The sequence below is a fragment of the Tateyamaria omphalii genome (assembly GCF_001969365.1).
Taxonomy (GTDB): Bacteria; Pseudomonadota; Alphaproteobacteria; order Rhodobacterales; family Rhodobacteraceae; genus Tateyamaria; species Tateyamaria omphalii_A.
The window spans coordinates 3,315,307-3,340,894 of record NZ_CP019312.1; the positions used below are offsets into that span (position 1 = coordinate 3,315,307).

At 58.9% G+C, this 25,588-nt stretch carries 26 protein-coding genes and 1 pseudogene; 19 read left to right on the forward strand and 8 right to left on the reverse strand.

Annotated elements, in window-relative coordinates:
- Nucleotides 1-86 precede the first annotated feature (86 nt).
- Nucleotides 87-2,342 (forward strand): NADP-dependent malic enzyme, encoded by a 2,256-nt coding sequence (locus BWR18_RS16650; RefSeq protein ID WP_076629562.1) that lies wholly within the window; start codon nt 87-89, stop codon nt 2,340-2,342.
- Complete coding sequence (locus BWR18_RS16655; protein ID WP_076630378.1) at nt 2,342-3,217, forward strand: ribokinase; 876 nt, start codon at nt 2,342-2,344, stop codon at nt 3,215-3,217. The genes BWR18_RS16650 and BWR18_RS16655 overlap by 1 nt, the downstream gene beginning before the upstream one ends.
- On the opposite strand, the gene msrA is transcribed toward BWR18_RS16655, so the two are convergent.
- Nucleotides 3,214-3,873, reverse strand: a complete 660-nt coding sequence (gene msrA / locus BWR18_RS16660; protein ID WP_083957743.1) for a peptide-methionine (S)-S-oxide reductase MsrA — start codon at nt 3,871-3,873, stop codon at nt 3,214-3,216. The genes BWR18_RS16655 and msrA overlap by 4 nt on opposite strands.
- A gap of 123 nt (nt 3,874-3,996) precedes the next feature.
- On the opposite strand from msrA, the gene BWR18_RS16665 reads away from it, so the two are divergent.
- Nucleotides 3,997-4,701, forward strand: coding sequence for an HAD family hydrolase (locus tag BWR18_RS16665; RefSeq protein ID WP_254684887.1), 705 nt, complete (start codon nt 3,997-3,999; stop codon nt 4,699-4,701).
- Here BWR18_RS16665 and BWR18_RS16670 read toward each other — a convergent pair.
- Nucleotides 4,694-5,911 carry an argininosuccinate synthase gene (locus BWR18_RS16670; protein ID WP_076629564.1) on the reverse strand — a complete coding sequence of 406 codons (1,218 nt, stop codon included), beginning with the start codon at nt 5,909-5,911 and terminating at the stop codon, nt 4,694-4,696. The two genes, BWR18_RS16665 and BWR18_RS16670, sit on opposite strands and share 8 nt — an antisense overlap.
- Before the next feature lie 117 nt (nt 5,912-6,028).
- Here BWR18_RS16670 and ilvA point away from each other — a divergent pair, with 117 nt between their 5' ends.
- Entirely contained in the window at nt 6,029-7,255 is a 1,227-nt protein-coding gene (gene ilvA / locus BWR18_RS16675) for a threonine ammonia-lyase IlvA (protein ID WP_076629565.1), read from the forward strand.
- On the opposite strand, the gene BWR18_RS16680 is transcribed toward ilvA, so the two are convergent.
- Entirely contained in the window at nt 7,252-7,584 is a 333-nt protein-coding gene (locus tag BWR18_RS16680; protein WP_076629566.1) for an Hpt domain-containing protein, read from the reverse strand. The genes ilvA and BWR18_RS16680 overlap by 4 nt on opposite strands.
- Before the next feature lie 149 nt (nt 7,585-7,733).
- Between BWR18_RS16680 and BWR18_RS16685 the strand changes: the two genes are divergently transcribed.
- The gene (locus BWR18_RS16685) at nt 7,734-9,017 is read left to right on the forward strand and encodes a SpoIIE family protein phosphatase (RefSeq protein ID WP_083957744.1); all 1,284 of its coding nucleotides are present in this window, start codon (nt 7,734-7,736) and stop codon (nt 9,015-9,017) included.
- Here BWR18_RS16685 and BWR18_RS16690 read toward each other — a convergent pair.
- A complete protein-coding gene (locus tag BWR18_RS16690; protein WP_076629567.1) occupies nt 9,005-9,442 on the reverse strand; it encodes an NUDIX hydrolase in 438 nt (145 codons plus the stop codon). The two genes, BWR18_RS16685 and BWR18_RS16690, sit on opposite strands and share 13 nt — an antisense overlap.
- A 76-nt stretch (nt 9,443-9,518) precedes the next feature.
- Here BWR18_RS16690 and BWR18_RS16695 point away from each other — a divergent pair.
- The 8 genes and pseudogenes from BWR18_RS16695 (at nt 9,519) to BWR18_RS16730 (ending at nt 18,726) form a co-directional block, all read left to right on the forward strand.
- Nucleotides 9,519-10,504, forward strand: a pseudogene (locus BWR18_RS16695) (Hsp33 family molecular chaperone HslO).
- Entirely contained in the window at nt 10,497-11,096 is a 600-nt protein-coding gene (locus BWR18_RS16700; protein WP_076629568.1) for a CoA pyrophosphatase, read from the forward strand. Before BWR18_RS16695 ends, BWR18_RS16700 begins: the two are co-directional and overlap by 8 nt.
- A complete protein-coding gene (locus BWR18_RS16705; protein ID WP_076629569.1) occupies nt 11,069-12,241 on the forward strand; it encodes a CCA tRNA nucleotidyltransferase in 1,173 nt (390 codons plus the stop codon). Before BWR18_RS16700 ends, BWR18_RS16705 begins: the two co-directional genes overlap by 28 nt.
- Nucleotides 12,242-12,401: 160 nt before the next feature.
- Nucleotides 12,402-14,243 carry an ABC transporter ATP-binding protein gene (locus tag BWR18_RS16710; RefSeq protein WP_076629570.1) on the forward strand — a complete coding sequence of 614 codons (1,842 nt, stop codon included), beginning with the start codon at nt 12,402-12,404 and terminating at the stop codon, nt 14,241-14,243.
- A complete protein-coding gene (locus tag BWR18_RS16715; RefSeq protein WP_076629571.1) occupies nt 14,240-16,072 on the forward strand; it encodes an ABC transporter ATP-binding protein in 1,833 nt (610 codons plus the stop codon). Before BWR18_RS16710 ends, BWR18_RS16715 begins: the two co-directional genes overlap by 4 nt.
- A gap of 39 nt (nt 16,073-16,111) precedes the next feature.
- The gene (locus tag BWR18_RS16720) at nt 16,112-17,341 is read left to right on the forward strand and encodes a class I SAM-dependent RNA methyltransferase (RefSeq protein WP_076629572.1); all 1,230 of its coding nucleotides are present in this window, start codon (nt 16,112-16,114) and stop codon (nt 17,339-17,341) included.
- Between the two features lie 12 nt (nt 17,342-17,353).
- Complete coding sequence (locus BWR18_RS16725) at nt 17,354-18,121, forward strand: ion transporter (RefSeq protein WP_076629573.1); 768 nt, start codon at nt 17,354-17,356, stop codon at nt 18,119-18,121.
- Nucleotides 18,122-18,225: 104 nt separating this feature from the next.
- Nucleotides 18,226-18,726 carry a L,D-transpeptidase family protein gene (locus tag BWR18_RS16730; RefSeq protein WP_076629574.1) on the forward strand — a complete coding sequence of 167 codons (501 nt, stop codon included), beginning with the start codon at nt 18,226-18,228 and terminating at the stop codon, nt 18,724-18,726.
- On the opposite strand, the gene BWR18_RS16735 is transcribed toward BWR18_RS16730, so the two are convergent.
- The gene (locus BWR18_RS16735; RefSeq protein ID WP_438873638.1) at nt 18,727-19,380 is read right to left on the reverse strand and encodes a CAP domain-containing protein; all 654 of its coding nucleotides are present in this window, start codon (nt 19,378-19,380) and stop codon (nt 18,727-18,729) included. It lies immediately after the preceding gene.
- Between the two features lie 171 nt (nt 19,381-19,551).
- On the opposite strand from BWR18_RS16735, the gene BWR18_RS16740 reads away from it, so the two are divergent.
- Nucleotides 19,552-20,145 (forward strand): L,D-transpeptidase, encoded by a 594-nt coding sequence (locus BWR18_RS16740; protein ID WP_076629575.1) that lies wholly within the window; start codon nt 19,552-19,554, stop codon nt 20,143-20,145.
- A gap of 138 nt (nt 20,146-20,283) precedes the next feature.
- Nucleotides 20,284-20,463 carry a hypothetical protein gene (locus BWR18_RS16745; protein WP_039685157.1) on the forward strand — a complete coding sequence of 60 codons (180 nt, stop codon included), beginning with the start codon at nt 20,284-20,286 and terminating at the stop codon, nt 20,461-20,463.
- 75 nt (nt 20,464-20,538) lie between these two features.
- Here the strand turns inward: BWR18_RS16745 and hemH are convergent, their stop codons facing one another.
- Both hemH and BWR18_RS16755 read right to left on the reverse strand, forming a co-directional pair.
- Complete coding sequence (gene hemH, locus BWR18_RS16750) at nt 20,539-21,600, reverse strand: ferrochelatase (protein WP_076629576.1); 1,062 nt, start codon at nt 21,598-21,600, stop codon at nt 20,539-20,541.
- A 53-nt stretch (nt 21,601-21,653) separates the two neighbouring features.
- Nucleotides 21,654-22,472: a methyltransferase domain-containing protein gene (locus BWR18_RS16755; protein ID WP_076629577.1), complete on the reverse strand. Its 819-nt coding sequence runs from the start codon at nt 22,470-22,472 to the stop codon at nt 21,654-21,656.
- 21 nt (nt 22,473-22,493) lie between these two features.
- Here BWR18_RS16755 and BWR18_RS16760 point away from each other — a divergent pair, with 21 nt between their 5' ends.
- The 4 genes from BWR18_RS16760 to BWR18_RS16775 are packed head-to-tail and all read left to right on the forward strand — an operon-like array spanning nt 22,494 to nt 24,808.
- Nucleotides 22,494-23,219 (forward strand): ComF family protein, encoded by a 726-nt coding sequence (locus tag BWR18_RS16760; protein ID WP_076629578.1) that lies wholly within the window; start codon nt 22,494-22,496, stop codon nt 23,217-23,219.
- 41 nt (nt 23,220-23,260) lie between these two features.
- Nucleotides 23,261-23,518: a glutaredoxin 3 gene (grxC, locus tag BWR18_RS16765; RefSeq protein ID WP_076629579.1), complete on the forward strand. Its 258-nt coding sequence runs from the start codon at nt 23,261-23,263 to the stop codon at nt 23,516-23,518.
- Nucleotides 23,519-24,349 (forward strand): carbon-nitrogen hydrolase family protein, encoded by an 831-nt coding sequence (locus tag BWR18_RS16770; RefSeq protein ID WP_076629580.1) that lies wholly within the window; start codon nt 23,519-23,521, stop codon nt 24,347-24,349.
- A gap of 6 nt (nt 24,350-24,355) precedes the next feature.
- Nucleotides 24,356-24,808 (forward strand): MarR family winged helix-turn-helix transcriptional regulator, encoded by a 453-nt coding sequence (locus BWR18_RS16775; protein ID WP_076629581.1) that lies wholly within the window; start codon nt 24,356-24,358, stop codon nt 24,806-24,808.
- Here the strand turns inward: BWR18_RS16775 and ubiG are convergent.
- Nucleotides 24,795-25,541 (reverse strand): bifunctional 2-polyprenyl-6-hydroxyphenol methylase/3-demethylubiquinol 3-O-methyltransferase UbiG, encoded by a 747-nt coding sequence (gene ubiG / locus BWR18_RS16780; protein ID WP_076629582.1) that lies wholly within the window; start codon nt 25,539-25,541, stop codon nt 24,795-24,797. The two genes, BWR18_RS16775 and ubiG, sit on opposite strands and share 14 nt — an antisense overlap.
- Nucleotides 25,542-25,588: the final 47 nt, after the last annotated feature.

Consider the following 25,588-nt stretch of genomic DNA (forward strand, 5'->3'; position numbering starts at 1 on the left):
CTCTGGGCCGAGTAAAAGCCAAAGTCGATTGAGGCGCGGAACCTGGCACGCTAAGAGGCCATGGTGCGACGGGAGGACAATCGCAGATGAGCAAGACAAAGGTGACGGCAGAAGAAGCCCTCGCGTTTCACATGGAACCCACACCCGGCAAGTTTGAGATCCAGGCCACCGTGCCGATGACGACACAACGGGATCTGAGCCTTGCCTACAGCCCCGGCGTGGCGGTCCCCTGCGAGGCAATCGCTGAAAACCCCGAAACGGCTTATGACTACACCAACAAGGGCAACCTTGTGGCCGTGATTTCGAACGGTACTGCCGTGCTGGGCTTGGGCAACCTCGGCGCACTCGGCTCCAAGCCGGTGATGGAGGGTAAGTCGGTCCTGTTCAAACGGTTCGCCGACGTGAATTCCATCGACATCGAACTGGATACCGAAGATCCCGATGCCTTCTGTCAGGCGGTCCGGCTGATGGGCCCGACTTTTGGCGGTATCAACCTCGAAGACATCAAGGCACCCGAATGCTTCATCATTGAACAGCGTTTGAAGGAAGAGATGGATATCCCGGTCTTCCATGATGACCAGCACGGCACGGCTGTGATCTGTGCGGCGGGGTTGATCAACGCGCTGCATATCTCGGGGAAAAAGATCGAAGATGTGAAGATCGTTCTGAACGGGGCAGGGGCCGCGGGCATCGCGTGTATCGAATTGCTCAAGGCCATGGGAGCGCGGCACGACAATTGCATCATCTGCGATACCAAAGGCGTTATCTATCAGGGCCGTACCGAAGGCATGAACCAGTGGAAGTCGGCCCATGCGGTCAAGACCGAGCTGCGCAGCCTTGAAGAGGCGATGAAGGGCGCGGACGTGTTCCTGGGCGTGTCGGTCAAGGGGGCCGTGACGCCCGCGATGGTCGAAAGCATGGGCGACAACCCGGTGATCTTTGCAATGGCGAATCCCGATCCCGAGATCACGCCGGAAGAAGCGCATGAGGTGCGGATGGATGCCATTGTTGCGACCGGACGCAGTGACTATCCAAACCAGGTCAATAACGTGCTCGGGTTTCCTTACCTTTTCCGCGGTGCGCTCGACATCAACGCGCGCGCCATCAATGACGAAATGAAGATTGCCTGCGCCCATGCGCTTGCCGCTCTTGCGCGCGAGGATGTGCCGGATGAGGTCGCGCTGGCCTATGGAAAGTCACTGTCGTTTGGGCGCGACTACATCATTCCAACACCGTTTGACCCGCGTCTGATCCACCGCATTCCGCCAGCTGTGGCAAGGGCGGGGATGGATACGGGCGCCGCCCGTCGCCCGATCATTGACATGGACGCCTATGAGCTGAGCCTGAAGTCCCGGATGGATCCGACGGCGAGCATCCTGACCGGCATCAACGCCCGCGCCCGCGCCGCCCAGGCCCGCATGATCTTTGCCGAAGGCGATGATCCGCGTGTTTTGCGAGCAGCGGTCATGTATCAGCGCAACGGTTTTGGCAAAGCGCTTGTGGTGGGGCGACAGGACGACGTGAGGGACAAGCTGGAGCAAGCTGGGCTTGATGATGCCGTGCGCGAACTTGAGGTTGTCAACGCCGCAAACACCACGCATCTTGATGTCTACAAATCGCATCTCTATGAGCGTTTGAACCGGCGCGGTTTTGACCGTCAGGACATCCACCGTCTTGCGGCTCGCGATCGCCACGTCTTTGCCGCGCTTATGCTTGCGCACGGTCACGGTGATGGCATCGTCACCGGTGCGACCCGCAAATCTGCGCACGTATTGGACCGTGTTGGGCATGTCTTTGACGTTCAGCCGAAAAGCAAGACGGCTGGGATTACGGCTCTGATCCAAAAGGGCCGCATTGTGTTCATGGCAGACACGCTTGTGCATGAATGGCCGGATGAAGAGGATTTGGCTGATATCGCGGAGCAGGCGGCGACAGTAGCGCGTAACATGGGACTGGAGCCGCGCGTGGCTTTTGTCAGTTTTTCTACCTTTGGGTATCCGGTGTCCGAACGGGCCGAGAAGATGCGCAAGGCGCCGCTTGTTTTGGATGCACGCGGTGTGGATTTTGAGTATGAGGGCGAGATGACTGTCGATGTCGCTTTGAATGCAACGGCCCAAGCGGCTTATCCGTTCTCGCGCCTTACCGGTCCTGCCAACATCCTGGTGGTGCCGGCACGGCACTCCGCCAGCATTTCCGTCAAGCTGATGCAGGAAATGGGCGGTGCCACGGTTATTGGTCCCATCCTTGCTGGTGTCGGTGGGTCGATCCAGATCTGTTCGGCCGTTTCAACCGCGAATGACATTCTGAACATGGCCGTCCTTGCCGCATGCAAGGTGGGCTGATGGCGGTCTGGAACCTCGGCTCGATCAATATCGACAACGTCTACCGCGTACCGCATCTGCCCGCGGCGGGCGAGACTTTGGCCGCGACCCAGTTCAGCCAGGGTCTGGGCGGGAAAGGCGCCAACATGTCCGTGGCAATTGCCCGCGCCGCCGCGCGCGTCGCGCATATCGGCGCGGTTGGCAAAGACGGCGCATGGACGGTCGAGCGATTGATGGAATACGGCGTGGACACCCGCCCCATCCAAGTGATGCCTGATCAGGCAACTGGCCATGCAAACATTGCGGTGGCCCGTGATGGCGAAAACCAAATTGTGTTGTTTTCCGGCTCTAACAAGGCCATTTCGGCATCATCTGTTGGCTCGGCCCTGACCGAAGCGTCACCTGGCGACACGTTTCTGACGCAGAACGAAACAAATGGTCAACGAGAAGCCGCGGAGATGGCCAGGCAGCTTGGGTTGCGCGTTGTCTATGCTGCCGCACCCTTTGATGCGGAAGCGGTGCGCGATGTTCTTCACCTTGTCGATTTGCTGGTCCTGAACCAGGTAGAGGCCGAACAACTCGAGGATGCGCTGGGCAAACCCGTTCATGCGCTGGGCATCGACAACGTTGTTGTGACGCTTGGGTCAGACGGATGCCGTTGGTTGAATGGATCCGGGACGGAAACGCGTGTGCCTGCGATCGAGGTCGTAACGGTGGATACCACCGGGGCGGGCGATACCTTCACCGGTTACCTTGTCGCCGGATTGGATCGCGGACTGCCCATACGGCAGGCGCTGGACCTGGCAACGCAAGCCTCTGCGCTGATGGTGACCCGGTTGGGTACGGCTGATGTGATCCCCGATCTGAAAGAGATTGAGGACGCAAAGCTGGGCTAGCTGCCTGCAAGCGGCGCTGCATCCCCCCACAGCTGGCGGACCCTTTCATCCCGACCGCATGCCTCGCGATACGCTTTGTATGCATTGGCTTTGGACTTCGGTCCAAACCGGGTGAGGATCAGGCCGGACTGCTTGTAGTAGTCCTGATGGTAGCCGTCTGCCGGGTAAAACTCAGATGCGCCCAAGATCGGCGTTACAACGGATTGACCTAGATCAGACTGCGCTTTGGCCTTTGCCTGTTCGGCAGCTGATTTTTGGTTCGGAGTGGCGAAGATCGCCGTTCGATAACTCTCACCACGGTCGCAGAACTGGCCGCCCGCGTCGGTCGGATCGACGGAGCGAAAAAACAGATCGTACAGGGTGCCAGCGGACACTTTGGTGGGATCGTACGTAATCTGGACGACCTCGTAGTGACCCGTTCCGCCGTTGACGACTTGCCGATAGGTTGGATTTGCAATGGTTCCCCCGGCGAATCCCGATACGGCCTCGGTCACGCCGTTCACCTTTTCAAAATCTGCTTCGACGCACCAGAAACAGCCACCGGCAACGGTGATCGTCTCAAGTTGCTGGGCGTGGCCAGTCTTGGCCTGCGCGAAAAATCCCAGGGCAATCATCAGACCAAGGGATACCGTTTTAATCGTGCGAGCGGATGTCATGGCGCTTCCTCCTCTGTCATGGCCAAACTAACCGGAAGAAACACACGCTCAACTCACAGGACAGAGAGGTCGCGCAAGCGTGAGATTGTTTACGATCCGAGCGCGGCTGCATAGCGTTGTGCCATGACGATACGTATTGCCATGTGGTCCGGACCACGGAACCTGTCGACGGCCATGATGTACAGCTTTGCTGCACGCGGTGATAGCCGCGTGGTGGACGAGCCGTTCTATGCCGCGTACCTAGCCGCAACCGGCACGGATCACCCGATGCGGGATAAGGTTTTGTCGGCGCAGGACCAGGACCCGGATAGAGTGGCAAAATCGCTGGTTTCGCCCGTGTCAGAGCCTGTTTTCTACCAAAAACACATGACACACCACATGCTGCGCGATTGGAATTCCGATTGGATGCGCAGGGTAAAACATGTCTTTCTTATCCGCCATCCCGCGCGCGTCGTGTCGAGCTACGCGCGCAAAAGACAAGCCCCGGTGCTATCGGATTTGGGGTTTAGTCAACAGGTAGACATCTTTGATCATGTCGGCGGGGGTGTCGTTGTGGACTCCAGCGATATCCGCGCCAATCCGGCCGAAATGTTACAAAAGCTCTGCGATGCAATCGGCATTCCGTGGACGACCAACATGCTTTCGTGGCCGGCGGGCGGACATCCGGCTGACGGTGTTTGGGCCGCGCATTGGTACAACGCGGTCCATGCTTCTACCAGATTTGACGCCGCCGAGGGTCCGTTGCCAGAATTGAAAGGGGCGTACGCCGATTTGGCGAATGCGGCGATGCCCAATTACGAGGCGCTCGCCGCACACAAGATTACTTGAGCCGCCGATCTCGTGCGGCAAGCAGTTTCAGACGCAAGGCATTCAATTGAATGAACCCTGCCGCGTCTTTCTGGTCGTAGGCACCCGCGTCGTCCTCGAACGTCACATGCGCCTCGGAATAAAGAGAGTGATCTGACCAGCGCCCGACCGTGCGTGCCAACCCTTTGTAGAGTTTCAAGCGGACGGTCCCTGTCACATGATCCTGACTTTTGTCGATCAGGGCTTGAAGCATTTCGCGTTCGGGCGAGAACCAAAACCCATTGTAGATCAGTTCGGCATAGCGCGGCATCAATTCATCCTTGAGATGTGCCGCACCCCGGTCCAGCGTGATCTGCTCGATCCCGCGATGGGCCTCCAGCAGGATGGTGCCGCCGGGCGTTTCATAAATGCCGCGAGACTTCATGCCGACGAAACGCCCTTCAACCAGATCCAGACGTCCAATGCCGTGCTTGCCGCCCAACTCGTTCAGCTTGGTCAGAACAGTGGCCGGAGACATGGTTTCCTCATTGATAGAGACTGCATCGCCCTTTTCGAACCCGATTTCGATGTATTCGGGTGTGTCCGGCGCATCCTCGGGATTGACCGTCCGCTGATACACGTAATCCGGCGCATCCTCGGCCGGATCCTCCAGCACTTTGCCTTCGGACGATGTGTGCAGCAGGTTTGCATCCACGCTAAAGGGCGCCTCGCCGCGCTTGTCCCTTGCGATCGGGATCTGGTTCTTTTCGGCAAAGTCGATCAGTTTGGTCCGGCTCGACAGGTCCCACTCGCGCCAGGGCGCGATCACCTTGATGTCTGGGTTAAGCGCATAGGCGGCCAACTCGAACCGCACCTGATCGTTGCCCTTGCCGGTTGCACCATGAGCGACTGCGTCGGCCCCTTCCGCGGCCGCAATCTCAACCAGACGCTTGGAAATCAGCGGGCGGGCGATGGAGGTGCCGAGCAGATACAGCCCCTCGTAAAGCGCGTTGGCGCGGAACATCGGGAAGACGAAATCACGCACGAACTCTTCGCGCAGATCCTCGATGTAGATTGAGGTCGCGCCCATCATTTCGGCTTTCTTGCGGGCAGGCTCCAACTCCTCACCCTGGCCCAGATCGGCGGTGAAGGTCACAACCTCACACCCGTATTCTGTTTGCAGCCATTTCAGGATGATCGAAGTGTCGAGGCCGCCGGAATAGGCCAGCACAACTTTCTTGGGTGCGCTCATCGTCAGTCTTCCCTTGCAAGAGTTGGGTGCCGATAGCCGTTTTGGCGCACAGGGGCAAGATTGACCCGTGATGGCCGCGCCGCTAGGTCAATAGGATTGCCGCAAAGGGGTGAATGAATGAGCTTTCAGGACGATGCGCGCGCGGGGGAACAGGCCATGCGCGCGGTTTTTCCGCCAACGCCCCTGCTTCGAAACCAGGTTTTGTCCGAGCGCTACAAGGCCGACATCTTGCTCAAGCGTGAGGACCTGAGCCCGGTGCGATCCTACAAGCTGCGCGGTGCGTTCAATGCGATGCGCAAGGTGATGACCGATGGCGCGGTTTTTGTCTGTGCCAGCGCAGGCAATCATGCGCAGGGCGTTGCGTTCATGTGCAAGCATTTCGGGGTGCACGGCGTGATCTTTATGCCGGTCACGACACCGCAGCAGAAGGTTATGAAAACCCAGATGTTTGGAGGTGATCACGTCGAGGTGCGGCTGATCGGTGACTATTTCGACGATACGCTGGCGTCGGCCCAATCGTTTTGTGCAGACGCGGGTGCGCATTTTCTCTCGCCCTTTGATGATGAGGACGTGATCGAAGGCCAGGCATCCGTCGCGGTTGAGATTGAAGCACAATTGGGCCGGGCGCCCGATCACATAATTCTGCCTGTTGGTGGCGGTGGCCTGTCGGCTGGCACGCGCAGCTACTTCGAAGATCGGGTCAGCTATACATTTGTGGAACCGTCAGGTGCCCCATCGCTTGCCCGTGCAATTGCCGCCGGTCAGCCTGTTGATGTCTCGCCCATCAATACATTTGTGGACGGTGCTGCGGTGGCCACCATCGGGGCACGGACGTTCGCGCGATTGAAAATGGCAAGCCCTGAAGACGTGATCGACATTCCAGAAGATCGTATCTGCACGACGATCATCGACATGTTGAATGTCGAAGGGATCGTGCTTGAACCTGCTGGTGCGCTCGCCGTCGAGGCGCTGCGTGACGTCGCGGACATGATCGAAGGCAAGACCGTTGTGTGTGTCACTTCTGGTGGTAATTTCGATTTTGAACGTTTGCCCGAGGTCAAAGAACGTGCGCAGCGCTATTCAGGTGTGAAAAAGTATTTCATTCTGCGGATGCCGCAACGCCCCGGCGCGCTTAAGGATTTCCTGAGCATTCTTGGACCCGACGACGACATTGCGCGCTTTGAATATCTCAAGAAATCGGCGCGCAATTTCGGGTCTGTCCTGATTGGGATCGAGACGAAGCGCCCGGAAAACTTCGACCGCTTCCTGTCAGAACTGGACGCCGGCGGCTTTACCTATACCGACATCACCAATGACGAGACACTGGCGCAATTCGTGATCTAGGCGGCTTGGCCCGCCGCCAGGCCTGACGTAAACGCGGTTTTTGAGGCATCAAAGCTGTCCAGAATTCTAGGCACGTCCACCTCTGCGGCTTTGCCTCTGGCGGACAGCGCCTCTCCTTTGTGACAAAGGGTCGAAAACTCGGTAAAGCCCAGGTTGAGCGCGCTGCCCTTCAGCGCGTGCAGGTCTTCTTCCAACCGTGACAGGTCGGGCCCATCACGCAAGGAGCTGATGATTTCTGTCACCTCTTCGATGAACAGCGGAACGACCTCTTCAAAGTCCTCTTCGCCGATTTCTGCGCGTAAGGTGCTGACGCGTTCCCAATCAATCATGGCTGTCTCCGATCACTATGGGTGTGTTTCAGCACAGGTGCAGTTAACGAAAAGTGACTATTAAAGGTTTACGTAAACTCCGTTCCAGCTTCACCACGTGTTAAGCGGCTCGACCTATCAAACGGCGGAGCAGTTGGAATACGCGGTACATGAACGTTGAATTGATCCAGCAGGAGGAGGCTTCTGCCCCCGACGCCACAAGTGCGACGCATCGTGTGCTGATCGTTGACGACAGCCGCCTGCAACGCAAGATCTTGTCGAGTTCGGTCAAACGATGGGGGTTTGAGGTTTTCGAGGCGGGATCGGGCGAAGAGGCTCTTAAAATCTGTGAAGACGTGCTGCCGGACCTGGTTTTAAGCGATTGGATGATGCCGGGTATGACCGGGCTGGAATTTTGCGCTTCCTTTCGAGAACTAAGTCAAGATCAATATGGTTACTTCATTCTTCTGACCTCGAAGAGCGAAAAGGCAGAAGTTGCCATGGGGCTTGAGGCAGGCGCGGACGACTTTGTCACCAAGCCGGTTGATGCAAACGAGTTGCGGGCTCGTATCGCTGCCGGTGAGCGTATCCTGCAAATGCAGCGCGAATTGACCGAAAAGAACCGCCTGATCACGGACACGCTGGACGAATTGCAGCGCCTGTATGACTCGCTCGACAGTGACTTGCTGGAAGCGAAAAAGCTGCAACAGTCTCTGGTGCGCGAGCGTCACAAATCCTTTGACAGCGGTGATCTCAGCCTGATGCTCAAGTCCAGCGGTCACGTCGGCGGTGACCTTGTTGGATTTTTTCCCGCGCAGGCGGGGCACCTCGGACTGTTTTCCATTGATGTATCAGGTCACGGAATCAGTTCAGCACTTATGACCGCTCGGTTGGCGGGTTACCTATCGGCAGCAGCGCCAGACCAGAATGTCGCTCTGCAGCGTTGCCCCGATGGATCATATGCGTTTCTGCCGCCGGAAGAGGTGATTGAAACGCTGAACGACCTGGTCCTCGATGAAATGGAGACAGAGCATTACTTCACCCTGCTTCTCGCAGACGTCGACCTGACAACTGGACATGTGCGCATGGCGCAGGCCGGTCATCCGCATCCCGCCGTGCAGCGGGCGGATGGCGCGATTGAGCAGTATGGACCGGGTGGTTTCCCCGTCGGTTTGATGTCTGGCATCTCTTTCACTCAGTTCGAGACGCAGTTGCACCCAGGTGACCGCCTTCTGCTACTGTCTGACGGCGTGACGGAGTGCCCCGGTGTCGATGGCGACATGCTTGAGGAAGCTGGACTTGCGGATTTGATGCAGGACTTGGCCCAGGTATCCGGGCCCGCTTTTTTCGAAGCGCTGATTTGGCGGCTGACCGAGTTTGCTGGCGAAACCACATTTCCGGACGATGTGTCTGGTGTTCTATTCGAATATCACGGTGCAGATCAGTCGAAATAGCGGCGCAGGAATACGCGATCACCGTCGTTGTAAACGGCATCTGCCGCCAGCTCTGGATCCATCCAGACAACGCTGTGGTCTGGCTCCAACGGTTCACTCAAGCGCATCACCGGGCGTGCAACGTAGATGTGACACAGCTTTTCCGCCCAAAGGTCGTATTCGGGCATGTAGGTGAACCGCCGAAACGCTCCCAGCTTGCGCGGCGACCCGATATGCCAGCCGGTTTCTTCGTACACCTCGCGGTGCAGGGTCTGGATCGGGCTTTCGCCGGGGTCGATGCCGCCACCGGGCAACTGGAACTCTGGCTCTGGCTGGCGTTGAAATGTCAGCAGGACGGATGGCCCGCGCTGCAGAATGGCGTATGCGCCCGGCCGCATCTTGTATCTGCGATTGGGGTCTGGCGGTGCGCCGAAACGTCGGATCATGCGCCCCCCTTTCAGTTTCTGCCCGCTATCCTATATAGTCGCGATATGCCAACGACTGGCACCAAAGGAAACCCCAATGACACTCGGTTCGCAACTCGCGTGGGACGATACCGTCCTGCCTTTCCAACTTGATGCTTCCGACATCCGCGGACGCGTTGCGCGTCTGGACGGAGTGTTGGATGGCATCCTGAAACAACATGACTACCCCCGCAGGTTGAGGCGCTGATCGCCGAGATGGCGCTGCTGACCGCGTTGATCGGCCAGACGATCAAGCTGCGTTGGAAGCTGTCGCTGCAGGTCCAGTCCAAGGGACCGGTGCGGATGATCGCGACCGACTACTATGGGCCCGAGGCGGAGGGCGACATCGCCCGTATCCGTGCTTACGCCAGCTTTGATCGTGACCGCCTGACAGATGGCGCGCCGTTTGATCAGGTGGGCGAGGGGTACTTTGCCATCATGATCGACCAAGGCAGCGGTATGACGCCCTACCAAGGGATCACGCCGTTGGACGGTACGTCACTCGCCGCCTGTGCAGAGACGTATTTCGCGCAATCTGAGCAACTGCCGACACGGTTCCAGCTGAGCTTTGGCAAATCTACCGAAGCTGGCGGCTCCGAACACTGGCGCGCTGGCGGCGTGATGTTGCAACACATGCCCAAGGCATCCCCCTTTGCCGCCACATCTGAGGGCAATGGCGATGTGCTGCGCTCAGATGATTTGCTGGACGGGGACGAATCCGACAACTGGAACCGTGTGAACATCCTCTTGGATACGGTCGAAGAGATGGAGCTGATCGGCCCGCAACTCGCGCCAAACGATCTTTTGCTGCGCCTGTTTCACGAGGAATCACCACGGGTCTTTGACACCCAGCCGATCCGCTTTGGGTGCACCTGTTCCGAAGAGCGGGTGCGTCAGAGCCTGTCGATCTATTCCGCGCGGGACATCGAAAAGATGACGACCGATGACGGCCGGGTCACGGCAGACTGCCAGTTCTGCGGCGCGCATTACGATCTGGACCCTGCCACGGTGGGGTTTGAGGCGGAATCGCAAGACAGTGCATGACCTTATTGACCAAACGCGGGCGGCGCTGGAACAATCCGGCGCCGCCTCGTCCGACTACGATCTGAATAAGGGCGTTTTGCTGCCCGAAGGGCGCACGCTGCGCCCCGCAGCTGTTCTTGCTCCGATTATCGAAGGTCCGAACGGTTACGAACTGATCCTGACCAAGCGTTCTTCGGCGCTCAAACACCACCCGGGCCAGATCGCATTTCCCGGTGGCAAGCAGGATGAGGGCGACACTGATTTGGTTGCCACTGCCTTGAGGGAAGCACGCGAAGAGATTGGGCTGCACAGCCAAAACGTTGAAGTTCTTGGCACGTTTGCGCCCCACGAAACCGTCACGTCCTTCACCGTAACGCCTGTTGTCGCGCTGGTGAACGGCAGTTTCGATGCGATGCCGGAGGTCGGCGAAGTGTCAGAGGTGTTCCGCGTCCCCCTGTCCCACGTTCTGCAACCCGCAAACTTTATTGTCGAAGCACGGCGCTGGCGTGGGCAGAAACGCCTGTATTACACCGTGCCATACGGCCCCTATTACATCTGGGGCGCAACCGCGCGTATATTGCGCGCATGGACCGACCTGCTTCCCCAAGACTAGACCCTAAGACGGCGTTTCTGACCGATCCGGCGGCGCAAAATCTGTGCGCGGTTTTTGCCGAAGCGGGGTTTCGGGCGCTTTTTGTTGGTGGTTGCGTGCGCAACGCCATCATGTCTGTGCCGATTTCTGACATCGACATCGCGACCGATGCGACCCCAGACCAAATCATCCAACTGTGCACTAACGCCGGGTTTCGGTGCATCCCGACCGGTATCGAACATGGCACCGTAACCGTTGTGGCAAAGGATCATCCGTTCGAAGTGACGACGTTTCGCAAGGACGTAGAAACGGACGGGCGCCGCGCTGTTGTCGCCTTTGCCAGCGACGTTGCCGATGATGCCAGGCGCCGCGATTTTACGATGAATGCACTTTACGCTGATGCGGAGGGCGTGATCACCGACCCGGTCGGCGGCCTCAAAGACGCGTATGCGCGCTGTGTCCGTTTCATCGACGACGCGGGCCAGCGCATTCGCGAGGATTATCTGCGCACCTTGCGCTACTTTCGCTTCTCCGCCCAATACGCCGACCCAACCGGCGGCTGGGATGCAGAAGCCTTGGCAGGTATCTCCGAAAACCTTGATGGGCTTGAAACGCTGTCCGCCGAACGGGTCGGGTCGGAGTTCATGAAGTTGCTATCAGCGCCTGATCCATCGCCAGCCATTGCGGTCATGCATCAAACCGGGGTCCTCGCGCGTCTGCTGCCCGGCGCCGATCCCACCTTTCTGGGCCCGCTTGTCCATTTGGAACATCTCGCGAGTGCCGAAGCGGACCCGCTTACGCGCCTGGCGGCGCTGGGCGGTGATGCGGTCGAAGATCGGCTGCGACTGTCACGCCGTGATCGGCGGCACCTCGAATCGGTTCGCACGCTTTCCATGTCATCGGACACTGCAAAGGCGATCGGGCATCTCGGCGGTGAAGAGGCGGGTCGTGGCGCGGTGCTGCTGAAAGCTGCTTATGCAGGCACACCAATCGACGATGTCGTCATGCGCCAGGTCGATGATGGCGCCAAGGCTGTTTTTCCGATTTCCGCCAAGGATTTGCCTCACCGTTCCGGCGCCGCGCTCGGTACAGAACTCAAGCGGTTGAAACAGCTCTGGCTGGCCTCTGATCTGACGAAGAGCAAAGATGTTCTGCTCGCCTCGTGACATTCGGCGTCTCTGACATTATGTCTCGACTGAAGCTATGGAGAGCATAATGGTACCAAGGACCTGGAACGACGCCTGATCGTCGCTGATTGTCCTTCGTGGCGCGCGTGGCCCTGGCCCGCGTCACGTACCTGTTGCACCATTTCTCTACGGGCCCATCATGTTCAAGTTCTTTGAATCGCTTGTCGATCCCTATCAGTCCTACACCGAAGCCGACACGCCGCCGACCAATCTGTGGCCGTTCTTGTGGAATTACCTGAAACCCTTTCGTTGGGTAATGACCATCACCTTTGTGTTCAGCACGGTCGTTGCGTTCGGAGAAATCCTGCTGATCTGGTATGTGGCCCGCATCGTGGATCTGCTGGCCCAAGGAACGCCGGAAGCGATTATTCCTGAATACGGCCTTGAGTTCATGCTTGTGGCTCTTTGGGTGGTGGTGCTGCGCACCATGATGGCGTTTGTGGACGTTGCCCTGCTGCACAATACCCTGCTGCCGAATCTTGGGACGTTGATCCGCTGGCGGTCCCACCGCCATGTCCTGCGCCAGTCGGTCGGCTGGTTCGAGGATGATTTTGCCGGGCGCATCGCCAACCGCATCATGCAAACGCCGCCAGCGGCTGGCGAGGCGATGTTCCAGGTGCTTGATGCCGGGTCATTCTTTGCGGTGTCGGTCATCGGTGCAGTCATCCTGTTGATGAGCTTTGATTTGTGGCTGGCATTGCCGTTGATTTTCTGGATTGTCGGATATCTGCTTTTGCTGCGCTGGGTGATCCACCGCGCAGGTCCTGCGGCCAAGGCCAGTTCGGATGCGCGCAGCGCGATTACGGGCCGTGTGGTCGACAGCTATACCAACATCCATTCCGTCAAGATGTTCGCCCACCATGATCGCGAGATCAACTATGCCAAGGATGCGATCGAGGGCGCGCGCCAGACCTTTATGAAAGAGATGCGCATCGTCGTGAAAATGGATGTGGCCCTGACCGTCTTGAACGCCTCAATGATCGTGTCGATGGGTGCGCTTGCCATTTGGCTTTGGTTTGGTGGCTTCACGACCGAAGGCATGGTGGCCGCCGCTTTGACCATCGCCCTGCGCCTGAACAACATGACCTACTGGATTATGTGGGCGATGACGTCGCTGGTTCAGAACCTCGGGATCATATCCGAAGGGATGGAGACGATTGCCCAGCCTGTCACCCTGGTGGATGCGCCTGATGCCAAAGCGCTGGAGATGCATGAGGGTAAGATCGCCTTGCACGACCTGACGCATCACTATGGACGGGACAGCGGCGGGCTCGAGGCGGTGTCGGCTGTCATTCATCCGGGTGAGAAGGTTGGCCTTGTCGGGCGGTCTGGCGCGGGCAAGTCGACATTGGTTAAGCTGCTCTTGCGTTTCTATGACGCCGAAGGGGGCCGGATCGAGATTGATGGCCAGGACATTGCCAAGGTAACGCAGGACAGTCTTCGCCTGAACGTCGGCATGGTCCAACAGGACAGTTCGCTTTTGCACCGGTCCGTGCGTGACAACATTCTCTATGGTCGCCCCAATGCAACCGAAGAGGAGATGTTTGCTGCAGCCCGTCAGGCGCAGGCGCATGATTTCATCCTGGATCTCGCCGATCCGGAAGGGCGCACTGGGTACGATGCCCAAGTCGGTGAACGCGGCGTGAAGCTGTCTGGGGGTCAGCGGCAGCGGATTACGCTGGCCCGCGTCATCCTCAAAAACGCGCCGATCCTTGTTCTGGACGAAGCAACCAGCGCGCTCGACAGTGAGGTTGAGGCAGCAATTCAGGATACGCTCTACAAGATGATGGAGGGCAAGACGGTGATCGCCATCGCGCATCGCCTGTCCACCATCGCGCAGATGGACCGTATTCTGGTGCTCGACGACGGGAAAATCGCCGAGGACGGGTCCCACGACGCGCTTTTGGCCCAAGGCGGCCTATATGCAGAGTTGTGGGCACGTCAATCTGGCGGGTTCATCGCGACCGAGGCAGCAGAGTGAAGATTTCCAACTGGATCGACTCCTTCCGGCGGGCAGAGGGGCCACCGCCGCAATCGCTCTGGCCGTTCATGCGCTGGTGCCTGTCCGGCGCGTGGCCCGCACTTTGGCTGGCCGCCATCTGTTCTGCCGCTGCCGGCGCGCTTGAGGCAGGCACTGCGCTGATCCTTGGTCGCGTGATCGACGCGACGGTTCAGCTTGGCCCCGACGGGTTCTTTTCCGTCTCTAACGTGGGTCTAATTGCGGGTGCGCTAGTCTTTTTCGTGATCGCGCGGCCGCTTTTTTTCGGGCTGAGTTCGGCGACCAACTCGATCATAGTGATGCCGAATGTGAACCCGCTTGTCCTGTCGCGGCTGCACCGTTGGACGCTTGGGCAATCGGTCACGTTTTTTGACGACGATTTCGCCGGGCGCATCGCACAAAAGCAGATGCAGGCCGCACGCGCAGTTACTGATGTCGTGTCCGAATTCATCAACGTCGTTGCGTTTGCGCTGGCATCGCTTGCAGGCTCCATCCTGCTTTTGCTGGCTATCGACTGGCGTGTGGCGATTGGATTTGCGGTCTGGCTGGTTGCCTATTTCGCATTGATCCGCTGGTATTTGCCCCGCATTCGCAAGCGGTCGGCAGCCCGTGCAGCAGCCCGCGCGATGGTGTCTGGTCAGGTCGTTGATACCATCACGAACATCAAAACGGTCAAGCTCTTCGCCCATGACGATCATGAGGATCAGGCGGCGCTGGGCGCGATGGGCAGCTTCCGCAAAACGGCGGTCGATTTCGGTATCCTGTCGGCGGGCTTCCGCTTTGCGCTCATGACGCTTGCGGGGCTGCTGCCTGTGTTCCTTCTCGGCGGCACAATCCTGATGTGGCGTCAGGGCATCGCGACACCCGGCGACATCGTCGCAGCGGGCGCCATCGCCATCCGCATCGCGCAGATGACCGGTTGGGTCAGCTTCACGCTAATGGCGATCTATTCCAATGTGGGCGAGATCGAGGACGGCATGCGCACCCTCACGCCACGCAATCGCGTGCAGGACGCGCACGATGCCACATCTCTCGGTGCTGTTGCAGGGGAGGTTGTTTTCGACAATCTGGGCTTCAGCTATGGCCGCGATACCGGCGGGATCAATGGCGTGTCCCTGCGTATCGCGCCGGGCGAAAAGGTTGGGATCGTCGGGGCGTCTGGTGCCGGGAAATCGACCCTCGTATCGCTGCTTTTGCGTCTCTACGAAGGCGAAAGTGGCCGTGTTCTGATAGATGGCCACGACATCAATCACATCACCCAAGACAGCTTGCGGCATAATATCGGGATGGTCACGCAGGAAACGGCGATGTTCAATCGTTCCGCCCGCGAGAACATCTTGTATGGTCGGCCAAATGCCTCCGAAGCGGACATGATGGCCGCCGCGCAAAAAGCCGAGGCGCATGATTTCATCCTGGACTTGCAGGACCACAAGGGGCGCAAAGGCTACGACGCGCATCTCGGAGAACGCGGAGTGAAACTGTCAGGCGGCCAACGTCAACGGATTGCTCTGGCTCGCGCCATTCTCAAGGACGCACCGATCCTGGTCTTGGACGAAGCGACCAGTGCGCTCGACAGTGAGGTCGAAGCGTCAATTCAGTCGGCCTTGTCACGGGTGATGGACGGCAAGACCGTGCTTGCGATTGCGCACCGCCTGTCGACCCTTACCGAGATGGATCGGATTGTCGTCATGGATCGGGGCCGCATCGTCGAGGAAGGCGCGCATGACGCGCTGCTCGCAAAGGGCGGGTTGTACGCCCGCTACTGGCAACGGCAGTCCGGCGGGTTCATCAGCACGCAGGCCGCGGAATAGCTCTTTTGCACCGTCGCCGATCCGGGTAGGCCGCTCTGCATGACGACAGTGACCATTGAACGACTGGGGCAGCAGGGCGATGGAATTGCGCCTGGCCCAGTCTTTGCCCCTATGACCTTGCCCGGCGAGGTGGTGAGCGGTGTATTGGACGGTGTGCATCTGACTGATGTTCGCATCGAAACACCTTCGCCTGATCGCGTCGCACCCCCTTGCCCTCACTTCCGATCTTGCGGCGGGTGCCAGATGCAACATGCGTCTGACGCACTGGTGGCGGATTGGAAGCGAGAGATTGTGCAGAATGCACTGAAAAGCGCAGGGTTAGAGACTGAAATCCGTCCCACTGTCACGTCCCCCAGCCAGTCGCGCCGCCGCGCTACATTCGCCGCGCGACGGACGAAGAAAGGTGCCATGGCCGGGTTTCATGGCCGCAAGTCTGATACGATCATCGCCGTCCCGAATTGCATGCTTGTCACGCCAACCCTGCGCGCGGCACTGCCACTATGTGAACATCTCGCGGTGGCAGGTGCCAGCCGCAAGGCGGCACTGTCGATCACGGTGACCGAGTCACCCGAAGGTCTGGATATTGCCGTGTCTGGTGGAAAGCTGTTGGACGGCCCATTGCGGATGGCCTTGGCTGGGTTTTGCCAACAACACCGGATCGCCCGACTGACATGGGATGATGAGCAGATCGGCATGCGCGTGCCTCCAGCTCATCCGATGGGAGTGGCGCGCGTTGTGCCGCCTGCCGGGGCTTTTTTGCAGGCGACCGCGCATGGTCAGCAGACGCTCACCGAACTGGTACGCGGCATTATCGGCCCGGCGAAGTCGGTGGTCGACTTGTTTGCGGGCTGCGGCACCTTCGCCCTGCCCTTGGCCGAAACGGCAGAGGTCCATGCGGTCGAAGGGGACCGCGATATGATGGCTGCGCTGGATGCCGGGTGGCGTGGGGCCAGCGGGTTGAAGCGCGTGACAACCGAAACGCGCGATCTGTTTCGCCGCCCCCTCCTGCCGGACGAACTGTCCCGGTTTGATGCGGTCGTGATCGACCCGCCGCGTGCAGGGGCGGTTGCGCAGGTGGCCGAGTTGGCCCGCGCCCAGGCGCCGGTGATTGCGCATGTGTCCTGCAACCCGCAGACCTTTGCGCGCGATGCCGAAACCTTGTGCAATGCGGGATATGTGCTGGATTGGGTGCAGCCGGTGGATCAGTTCCGCTGGTCAGCCCATGTGGAACTTGTCGGTGCCTTCCGTTTGGCCCATATCGCCGCGTGAAGGAGACGACATATGGACCGGACCACCCTCGCCCGTTGGCTGGAAAGCCCGCGCGTCACGAATGCGATCATTGCAATCATCATTCTGAACGCGATCACACTCGGGCTTGAGACCTCGCAGGCGGCCATGTCTTTTGCTGGCGGACTGATCATTGCGGTGGACCGTGTCTGCTTGGGTATTTTCACGGTCGAGATCATTCTGAAACTCATTGCCTATCGTGGCAGCTTTGTCCGGAACGGCTGGAACGTCTTTGACTTTGTCATCGTGGCCATCGCCCTCGTCCCAAGTCAGGGTGGGCTTTCCGTTCTGCGGGCACTGCGCATTCTGCGCGTGTTGCGTGTTGTGTCCGTGGCGCCCAGCCTGCGCCGCGTGGTCGAGGGGTTCGTGACCGCCCTGCCCGGCATGGGCAGCGTGTTCCTGTTGATGGCGCTGATTTTTTACATTGGTGCTGTGATAGCGACGAAACTCTTTTCCAGCAGCTTTCCGGACTGGTTCGGCGATTTGGGACGCAGCGCCTATTCCCTTTTCCAGATAATGACCCTCGAATCCTGGTCCATGGGCATTGTCCGTCCAGTGATGGAGGTATACCCATACGCTTGGCTCTTTTTCGTGCCGTTCATCATGGTGACAACCTTCGCTGTGGTGAACCTGCTGGTCGGTCTGATCGTGAATTCGATGCAGGATGCACATGCCCAAGAATCGAACGCAGCAACCGACAGCTACCGCGACGAGGTGATCAAACGTCTGGACCAGATCGAGGCGAAGCTGCGGGACAAATGATCACGCGCTGGTGATCTGGCCGGGCAAAATGCCGCTAGGCTGGACGCTGCCGGTCGTGGTATTTTCATCAAAATACAAAAACGACCTATTGGGACAGGACTTTCATGAAACGCAGACATCTGATGATGGGCGGAGCGGCAGCAATGAGCCTTGGCGCCTGTTCATCCTCCAGCAAGTTCAAGACATATCGTGGGCCCGACGTCACCTATATCGTGGTGAACAAGGACGCACGGCGCATGTACCTGTTGCACGATGACAGGGTGCTCAAGGATTATGACATAGACCTGGGCTTTGCCCCCATCGGCGACAAGTTCTTTGAAGGGGACGGGCGTACGCCTGAGGGAACGTATATCATCGATCGGCGCAACCCGAACAGCCAGTTTCACCTCTCGCTGGGTATCTCGTATCCCAACGCCCGGGACCGGATGGAGGCGGCCGCGCTGGGCAAACCGCCGGGCGGCGACATTTTTATCCACGGCGAATCCAGCCCCTTCAAGCGCAAGCGCAAGGATTGGACATGGGGTTGCATCGCAGTACCCAATCGCGAGATGGAAGATGTCTATTCCATGGTGCGCAACGGCACCCCTATCCAGATCAACCCCTGATCAGGTTGCAGGCGTCGTGGTGATGATCACCGCGTCATCTTGCGTATCATCAACCGTCGTGGCGGTTGCATCGGGATCAGGTGTTGGATCCGGCACCAGGCGGGATGCGGATGGGTTTGCTTCGGGCACAAGGGGCGTTGAATTCGGGTTGCCCATCACCATGGTCCACCAGATCTTGCCGTTCTGTTCTTGAAACCAGGCAAATCCCATATCGCGGGCTTGTGGCGACAGGACCGTGCGTCGCGTGTCAGGTTGCTCCATCCACGCCGCAAGTGTTTCCAACTCCGTCTCGTACGATTCCGAGATGTTTTCGCCGATCAAGCTGCCGCCATAGCCAACACGCTGCAGCCGGTCGATGGGAGAAGAGCCATCTGACCCAAAGTGCCAGGGACGGTTTTGAACGGACATATCGCGGGCATGTGTTGCCGCCGCAGCATTCAATTGCGGGTTCAGCTCGACAGGTGCAGCACCTTGCGCACTGCGCAGCGCATTGACGGAATCGAGCATACGGAATTGCAGTTTGGCAGTGTCATTGCCGCGGATGCGATACAGTTTTGGCAGTGGACGTCCGTCTTCCCCAACCGTCGGAGCCGGAGGGGTGCCACAGGCCGCAAGGGTCATCATCGCGACCAGAAGAACCGGGAAAATACGCATTGTTGCCGCACATCACTGTTGTTGTTTGAAACTCGATAGCCGCTTGGACGTTGCATTACAAACCCACATCGGCGTGATGCTGCGTGATGACATCTGTTTGATTTGCGACTGCGACTTTCAGGCAATAATCTTCGCGCAACTGGCAGGAATACACCAACGGAGAGACATTCAATGTCCAAATCACCATTCAACAGCCCCAGCCGCCGCGCATTTTTGGCGGGTTCAGCTGCGCTGATCGGCGCACCGGCGCTTGCCCAGAACGTGCCCGCTGGCCAAGCCTCGCGCGACCCCACACAATCGGTGCGCCGCAACATTTCCAGCTTCCGGTCATTGGCTTGGCAGCCCTATTTCGACAACCTGAGGAACGGTGCGATCCTGGTCGATATCGACAGCCGTGCCGTCCACTACTGGAATGAGGCGCAGACGGTTTACAAGCTGTACCCGTCCAGTGTGCCGCTGACCGAGGATTTGACCCGCCGGGGCCGTACCCGCGTGATCCTGAAAGATCCGGAGCCGGACTGGCGCCCTACCCCGTCCATGAAGAAGCGCAACCCGGAATGGCCGGACTACATCGGCCCCGGCCCGCAAAATCCGCTGGGCACGCGGTCGCTGCACCTCAGCTGGACATATTACCGTATCCACGGCACCCACGATACGCGCAAGATTGGTCGCAAATCTTCCAACGGCTGCATCGGCCTTTACAACGAGCATATCGAAGAACTTTACGCGATGGCCAACGTCGGCACCCAAGTGTTGCTAATTTGACGACATTGCGGCGGATCGGCGGCTAAGTCCCTGAAACACGGTTTGCAATCGCGCGGTATTGCTGTTTACACAGACTCACGAGGTAAGTCTTGGGTGCGTTCCAACGCTAATTGTTGGGGCGCGTAACTGGAGGTTAATATGAAAAAACTCGTTCTCGCTGCTGCACTGACTGCTGCTGCTTCGACCGCATTCGCTGGCGCACCTGCCGAGCCGATCATCGAAGCACCCGTGATCGTCGAAGAGACTCGTAGCTCTTCGGGTGGCATTGTTCTGCCCCTGCTGATCCTGATCGCAGTTGCAGCTGTTGTTGCGGACTAAGTCCTAGGCAATATGAAAAGAAAAAGGCGGCTCATTGCGAGCCGCCTTTTTTATTTGTCCCGGCGTACGGTGCCGTCAGTCTAACCATCCGCGCAGGTTTTCTTCGATCACCGTGTTCAGCGCTTCGATATGCGCCGCATCATCGTTCAGGCACGGGATATAGGTGAACGTTTCACCGCCGGCTTCTTCAAAGCTTTCCTTGATCTCTTCGTTGATCTCTTCAAGCGTTTCGATGCAGTCGGCAGAAAACGCGGGCGCACATACGGCGATGTTCTTTTTCCCCGCTTCGGCCAAACGCGCCACTTCCTCGACCGTGTAAGGTTTCAGCCACTCTTCCGGTCCGAATTTTGACTGGAATGTCGTCTTGATTTCAGTGTCTTGCCAGCCCAGACGCTCTTTGAGCAGTCGCGTCGTCTTCTGACATTGGCAATGGTACGGATCACCTTCCATGAGGTAGCGCAGGGGCACGCCGTGGTAACTGCACACCAGCATGTCCGGGCGCGTATCCATGGTGCCGTAGGCACGTTCGATGGATTGCGCGAGCGCCTCGATGTATTTCGGATGCTCAAAATAAGGCTGTACCGTCCGGGTGGTCGGCTGCCACTTTTCTTCCATCAAGGCGCGAAAAAACTGGTCGTTTGCCGTCGCCGATGTCGCCCCGGCGTAGTGGGGATAAAGGGGGAAGAACAGGATTTTCTGGCACCCTGCCTCGACCATCTCGCGCACTTTGGATTTTGTCGACGGATTGCCGTAACGCATGCAAAAATCGACCATCACCTGATCGCCATATTTGTCATGCATCGACGCCTTTATCTTGGCTGTCTGATCCTTGGTGATCGTCATCAGGGGGCTCTCGCCCGCCTCTTCGTTCCAGATCGACTTGTAGGCAGCGCCGGATGAAAACGGGCGTTTTGTCAGGATGATCAGCTGCAAGAGAGGTTGCCAGATCCAGGCGCTGTAGTCGATCACGCGCTTGTCGGACAGAAATTCGTTCAGATAGCGGCGCATCGACCAGTAATCATAGCCGTCCGGTGTACCCAGATTGGCCAGCAATATCCCGACGCGCGCCGGCGGGATGGCCGGGTGGTCGTCTGCGGCATGGGCCGGACGGGTCGCTGTCTTGCTGGTGTCGAGCATCTGGATACTTCCTGGTCGCCAATGCGCCTGAGATAAACGGATTTGCGTGCAGGTCAATCTGGCAGCGACGTTTCGTCCGTCTTCAGCGCATCTGCCAGCCGGGCTTGTGCCGCACCTGGCCTGAGCGGCTTTTGCTGGCTGGCATCCGGCGCCCACCCTGTCAGCACGATCAATTCAAATGTGGCGAAGATGCCGCCATCGTCGCCTGGATAACTTGCAGCATAAATATCAGCTGCCCGCTTTAGGATGCCGGGTCGCGTCGTGGTCCGGTGACGCGCATTCAGCGCATTCGTTTCTCCCATGGTGCGCAGGTCGCGCATGAGGTGCCACATGGATTGATACCGCACCCGCAGCGGGACCGTGTCGGCGACCGGTAGCGCCAAACCGGCCCGTTGCAACAATGCGCCCAGATCGCGGACTTCGGCCATGGGTGCAACGCGGGGCGAGAGCCCACCAGTTTCAGATACTTCCGCCTCTGCCAGACAAGCGCGCAGTTCGTGCAGGGTTTGACCGCCAAGGGCGACGGCCAACAAGAGCCCGTCAGCTTTCAGTGCGCGGCGGCACTGGATCAGTTGCCCGACCGGATCGTTGGCCCAGTGCAATCCCATGCTGTGGACCATCAAGTCGTGTGTCTCTTGCGGCAGGTTCAGCGTCTCTTGCTCGGTAACGATATGCGCGCCGTCCACCTGTCCCTGCCATAGCTGCGGAAAAGCGGCGACGATCCCAACCGATGAAAAGGATTTGTTAACCATCACCAGTCGATCCTGAACCTCATCGCGTGCTGCTTCTTGGAGAAACAGCGCAGACATATCGGCGCGGGCGCGGTGCCGGGCCAGCGCGCGAAGATCGGTTAAGGGTGTCGGCTGGGTCATGGCGGCATAGGTAGGACAGCAATGGGTCTTTTACAAACGGCGCTTTCAGCCATTTATCCGCCCCGATGCCTGGGCTGTGGCCAGATGGTCGACAGTGACTTTGGGCTGTGCGGCGCGTGCTGGGGGCAGACATCATTTGTTGGCGGTACGGTCTGTGACAGTTGCAGCACGCCGTTGCCGGGCTCCGCCTTGGACGAGGTTGTTCACTGTGATACCTGCCTCAAGTCGCCCAAGCCCTGGAAACATGGGCGCGCCGCATTGATCTACACGGGCATGGGCCGCAGGATGGTCCTTGGGCTCAAGCACGGCGACCGGCAAGAGATCGCAAAACCCGCGGCGGGATGGATGCGTCAGGGTGTGTTGGAGATTGCCAACAGCGATGCCCTGCTTGTTCCGGTCCCGTTGCACTGGATGCGGCTGGCCAAGCGGCGCTATAATCAGTCTGCCCTGATCGCGAGGCATTTGTCTGAAAAGACCGGACTTGATGTTTGCCCCGACTTGCTCGAACGCCCAAGGCGCACGCCATCGCTTGATGGCAAAACCAAAGACGAGCGTGCTGACATTCTGAATGGGGCCATATGTGTTGCTCAGCGCCGCCATCACCGTATCGCGGGCCGATCTGTCGTGCTGGTTGATGATGTGCTGACCACCGGCGCAACCCTCGCCGCCTGCGCCGAGGCGTGTCGTGCGGCAGGTGCCACAGACGTGTGCGTGGCCGTACTGGCGCGCGTCGCGAAAGACGCCTAGATAATCGACAACCCTGACTTCGTGCCGAAAGGATCCGCGCCATGAAAGCCGTCGAAATCTACACCTCGCCCTTGTGCGGCTTTTGCCATGCCGCAAAACGTCTGCTCAAAGAAAAGGGTGTGGAGTTCTCTGAAGTGAACGTCCTGGCCCAACCGGGTCGCAAGGCCGAGATGATCCAGCGGGCGAACGGAGGTCGGACGGTGCCTCAGATATTTATCGGCGACACGCATGTGGGCGGGTGCGACGATCTCTATGCCCTGGATGGCGCGGGCAAGCTTGATGCGCTTCTTGCGTCCTGAATGAAGGCCGCGCTGCTGCAACTCAATGTCTCCGACGATCCGTTGGGCAACCTGCCTCGGACCGTCGAGATGGTCGAGCAGGCCGCCGATATGGGCGCGGCGTTCATCCTCACGCCGGAGGTGACGAATTGCGTCTCGACCAATCGCGCGCATCAGCAATCGGTACTGTCTCTCGAACAGGATGAACCGACCTTAGCTGCCGTGCGCCAAATTGCGTCTGAAAAGGGCGTGCATATTCTTATTGGGTCGCTCGCGCTCAAGACGGGTGAACCCGATGGCCGCTTTGCCAATCGGTCCTTTCTGGTTTGTCCCCGCGGGGACATCATTGGGCGCTACGACAAGATCCACATGTTCGATGTGGCGATCGACAACACGGAGACATATCGCGAGTCCTCTGGCTATCGCCCGGGCGAACGCGCCGTGCTGGCCCGGGCTGAATTTGCGATGGTTGGCATGGCCATCTGCTACGATATGCGCTTTCCGCGATTGGCCGATGCCCTTGTCACTGCTGGTGCTCAGATCCTGACTTACCCGTCTGCTTTTTCGCCTGTCACCGGTGCGGCCCATTGGCACAGCTTGTTGCGTGCGCGCGCGATTGAAGCGGGGGCATGGGTTCTGGCCCCGGCCCAGACAGGCACGCATTCCAGCGCACAACACAAGACGCGGGACACCTACGGCCATTCGCTGGCCGTCAATCCGTGGGGCGAGGTGGTACTTGACGCAGGGACCGCGCCCGGCATTTATGTCTTTGATCTGGATTTGGAAAAGGTGGCCGAGGCGCGCCGCCGTATCCCATCAAGGGAAAATGCGCGCCCGTTCGAAGCCCCCTGATGGCGTATGAGCACGGACAAAAATGCATTGGCCATTTCGCTGTTCAGCGAGGTGTTGGCGGCGGATCAGATGGTCCGCAACCGGCTGAGCCGTGTGCTGCCGAAGGGCATGGAAATCTCGCATTTTTCGGTGCTGAACCATCTGGCCTGGCATGAGGGTGAGCGCAGTCCGGCGCAATTGGCTGAGACCTTCAACGTGACTCGCGGCGCCATGACCAATACGCTCAACCGCCTCGAGTGGGCCGGATACATCCACATCAGACCCGATTGGGACGACGCGCGGCGCAAGATGGTCGCCATCAGCCCTGCGGGGATGCGCGCACGCGATCAGGCGCTCAGCTCAATCGCGCCAATGGTTGGCGAAGTGATCGACAAGCTCGGCGAGGACCGCGTGCGGTCGACCCTGCCCATTTTGCGCCAGCTGCGGGATCAGCTGTCCAGCAAACCTAAGCCGGATTGAGGCTGGCGGTCACGTAGTTCACGCTCAGATCCGTGTCAGACAATTTCCACGCCCATGTTAGCGGATTGAACACGAACCCCTTGCGATCCACGGGGTCTAGGCCCGCGTTCCGCATCAGATCAAACAGCTCGTCCGGCGTTATGAACTTGTTCCATTCATGCGTGCCCTTCGGCAACCAGCGCATCACATGTTCCGCGCCGATGATCGCCATCATGTAGGATTTCGGGTTCCGGTTGATGGTCGAGCATATGTGCAGCCCGCCCGGTTTCAGAAGTTGACGGCAGGCAGTGAGGTAGCCGAGCGGGTCGGCCACATGTTCGACCACTTCCATGTTCAGCACCACGTCGAACTGTTCACCTGCCTCGGCCATGTCTTCGGCTGTAGTGTGGCGGTAGTCGATGGTCAGGCCGGATTGTTCCGCATGAACCTTTGCAATGGGGATGTTGCGCTCTGCCGCATCGGCGCCGACCACCTCGGCGCCAAGACGCGCCATCGGTTCAGATAACAAACCGCCGCCGCATCCGATGTCGAGGATACGCAGCCCTTCGAACGCATCCGGGCCGGTCAGATCCCGATCGAATTCCGCCGCGATCTGGCTGGTGATATAGTCCAGCCTGCAGGGGTTCAGCATGTGCAGCGGCTTGAATTTTCCGTTCGGATCCCACCATTCCGCCGCCATCGCCTCGAATTTCGCGATTTCCGACGGGTCAACGGTGGTTTGATGCGTTTGCATTTGCGTCTCCGTATGCTCATGTGCGCTTTAAGCCCTATGTAGGTCAG

What these genes read in the sequence shown, in the direction of transcription:
- BWR18_RS16650 (WP_076629562.1), top strand. Translation starts at nt 87, where the DNA reads ATGAGCAAGACAAAGGTGACGGCAGAAGAAGCCCTCGCGTTTCACATG.
- BWR18_RS16655 (WP_076630378.1), top strand. Translation starts at nt 2,342, where the DNA reads ATGGCGGTCTGGAACCTCGGCTCGATCAATATCGACAACGTCTACCGC.
- msrA (WP_083957743.1), bottom strand. Translation starts at nt 3,873, where the DNA reads ATGACATCCGCTCGCACGATTAAAACGGTATCCCTTGGTCTGATGATT.
- BWR18_RS16665 (WP_254684887.1), top strand. Translation starts at nt 3,997, where the DNA reads ATGACGATACGTATTGCCATGTGGTCCGGACCACGGAACCTGTCGACG.
- BWR18_RS16670 (WP_076629564.1), bottom strand. Translation starts at nt 5,911, where the DNA reads ATGAGCGCACCCAAGAAAGTTGTGCTGGCCTATTCCGGCGGCCTCGAC.
- ilvA (WP_076629565.1), top strand. Translation starts at nt 6,029, where the DNA reads ATGAGCTTTCAGGACGATGCGCGCGCGGGGGAACAGGCCATGCGCGCG.
- BWR18_RS16680 (WP_076629566.1), bottom strand. Translation starts at nt 7,584, where the DNA reads ATGATTGATTGGGAACGCGTCAGCACCTTACGCGCAGAAATCGGCGAA.
- BWR18_RS16685 (WP_083957744.1), top strand. Translation starts at nt 7,734, where the DNA reads ATGAACGTTGAATTGATCCAGCAGGAGGAGGCTTCTGCCCCCGACGCC.
- BWR18_RS16690 (WP_076629567.1), bottom strand. Translation starts at nt 9,442, where the DNA reads ATGATCCGACGTTTCGGCGCACCGCCAGACCCCAATCGCAGATACAAG.
- BWR18_RS16705 (WP_076629569.1), top strand. Translation starts at nt 11,069, where the DNA reads ATGGACCGACCTGCTTCCCCAAGACTAGACCCTAAGACGGCGTTTCTG.
- BWR18_RS16710 (WP_076629570.1), top strand. Translation starts at nt 12,402, where the DNA reads ATGTTCAAGTTCTTTGAATCGCTTGTCGATCCCTATCAGTCCTACACC.
- BWR18_RS16720 (WP_076629572.1), top strand. Translation starts at nt 16,112, where the DNA reads ATGACGACAGTGACCATTGAACGACTGGGGCAGCAGGGCGATGGAATT.
- BWR18_RS16725 (WP_076629573.1), top strand. Translation starts at nt 17,354, where the DNA reads ATGGACCGGACCACCCTCGCCCGTTGGCTGGAAAGCCCGCGCGTCACG.
- BWR18_RS16730 (WP_076629574.1), top strand. Translation starts at nt 18,226, where the DNA reads ATGAAACGCAGACATCTGATGATGGGCGGAGCGGCAGCAATGAGCCTT.
- BWR18_RS16735 (WP_438873638.1), bottom strand. Translation starts at nt 19,380, where the DNA reads ATGCGTATTTTCCCGGTTCTTCTGGTCGCGATGATGACCCTTGCGGCC.
- BWR18_RS16740 (WP_076629575.1), top strand. Translation starts at nt 19,552, where the DNA reads ATGTCCAAATCACCATTCAACAGCCCCAGCCGCCGCGCATTTTTGGCG.
- BWR18_RS16745 (WP_039685157.1), top strand. Translation starts at nt 20,284, where the DNA reads ATGAAAAAACTCGTTCTCGCTGCTGCACTGACTGCTGCTGCTTCGACC.
- hemH (WP_076629576.1), bottom strand. Translation starts at nt 21,600, where the DNA reads ATGCTCGACACCAGCAAGACAGCGACCCGTCCGGCCCATGCCGCAGAC.
- BWR18_RS16755 (WP_076629577.1), bottom strand. Translation starts at nt 22,472, where the DNA reads ATGACCCAGCCGACACCCTTAACCGATCTTCGCGCGCTGGCCCGGCAC.
- BWR18_RS16760 (WP_076629578.1), top strand. Translation starts at nt 22,494, where the DNA reads ATGGGTCTTTTACAAACGGCGCTTTCAGCCATTTATCCGCCCCGATGC.
- grxC (WP_076629579.1), top strand. Translation starts at nt 23,261, where the DNA reads ATGAAAGCCGTCGAAATCTACACCTCGCCCTTGTGCGGCTTTTGCCAT.
- BWR18_RS16770 (WP_076629580.1), top strand. Translation starts at nt 23,519, where the DNA reads ATGAAGGCCGCGCTGCTGCAACTCAATGTCTCCGACGATCCGTTGGGC.
- BWR18_RS16775 (WP_076629581.1), top strand. Translation starts at nt 24,356, where the DNA reads ATGAGCACGGACAAAAATGCATTGGCCATTTCGCTGTTCAGCGAGGTG.
- ubiG (WP_076629582.1), bottom strand. Translation starts at nt 25,541, where the DNA reads ATGCAAACGCATCAAACCACCGTTGACCCGTCGGAAATCGCGAAATTC.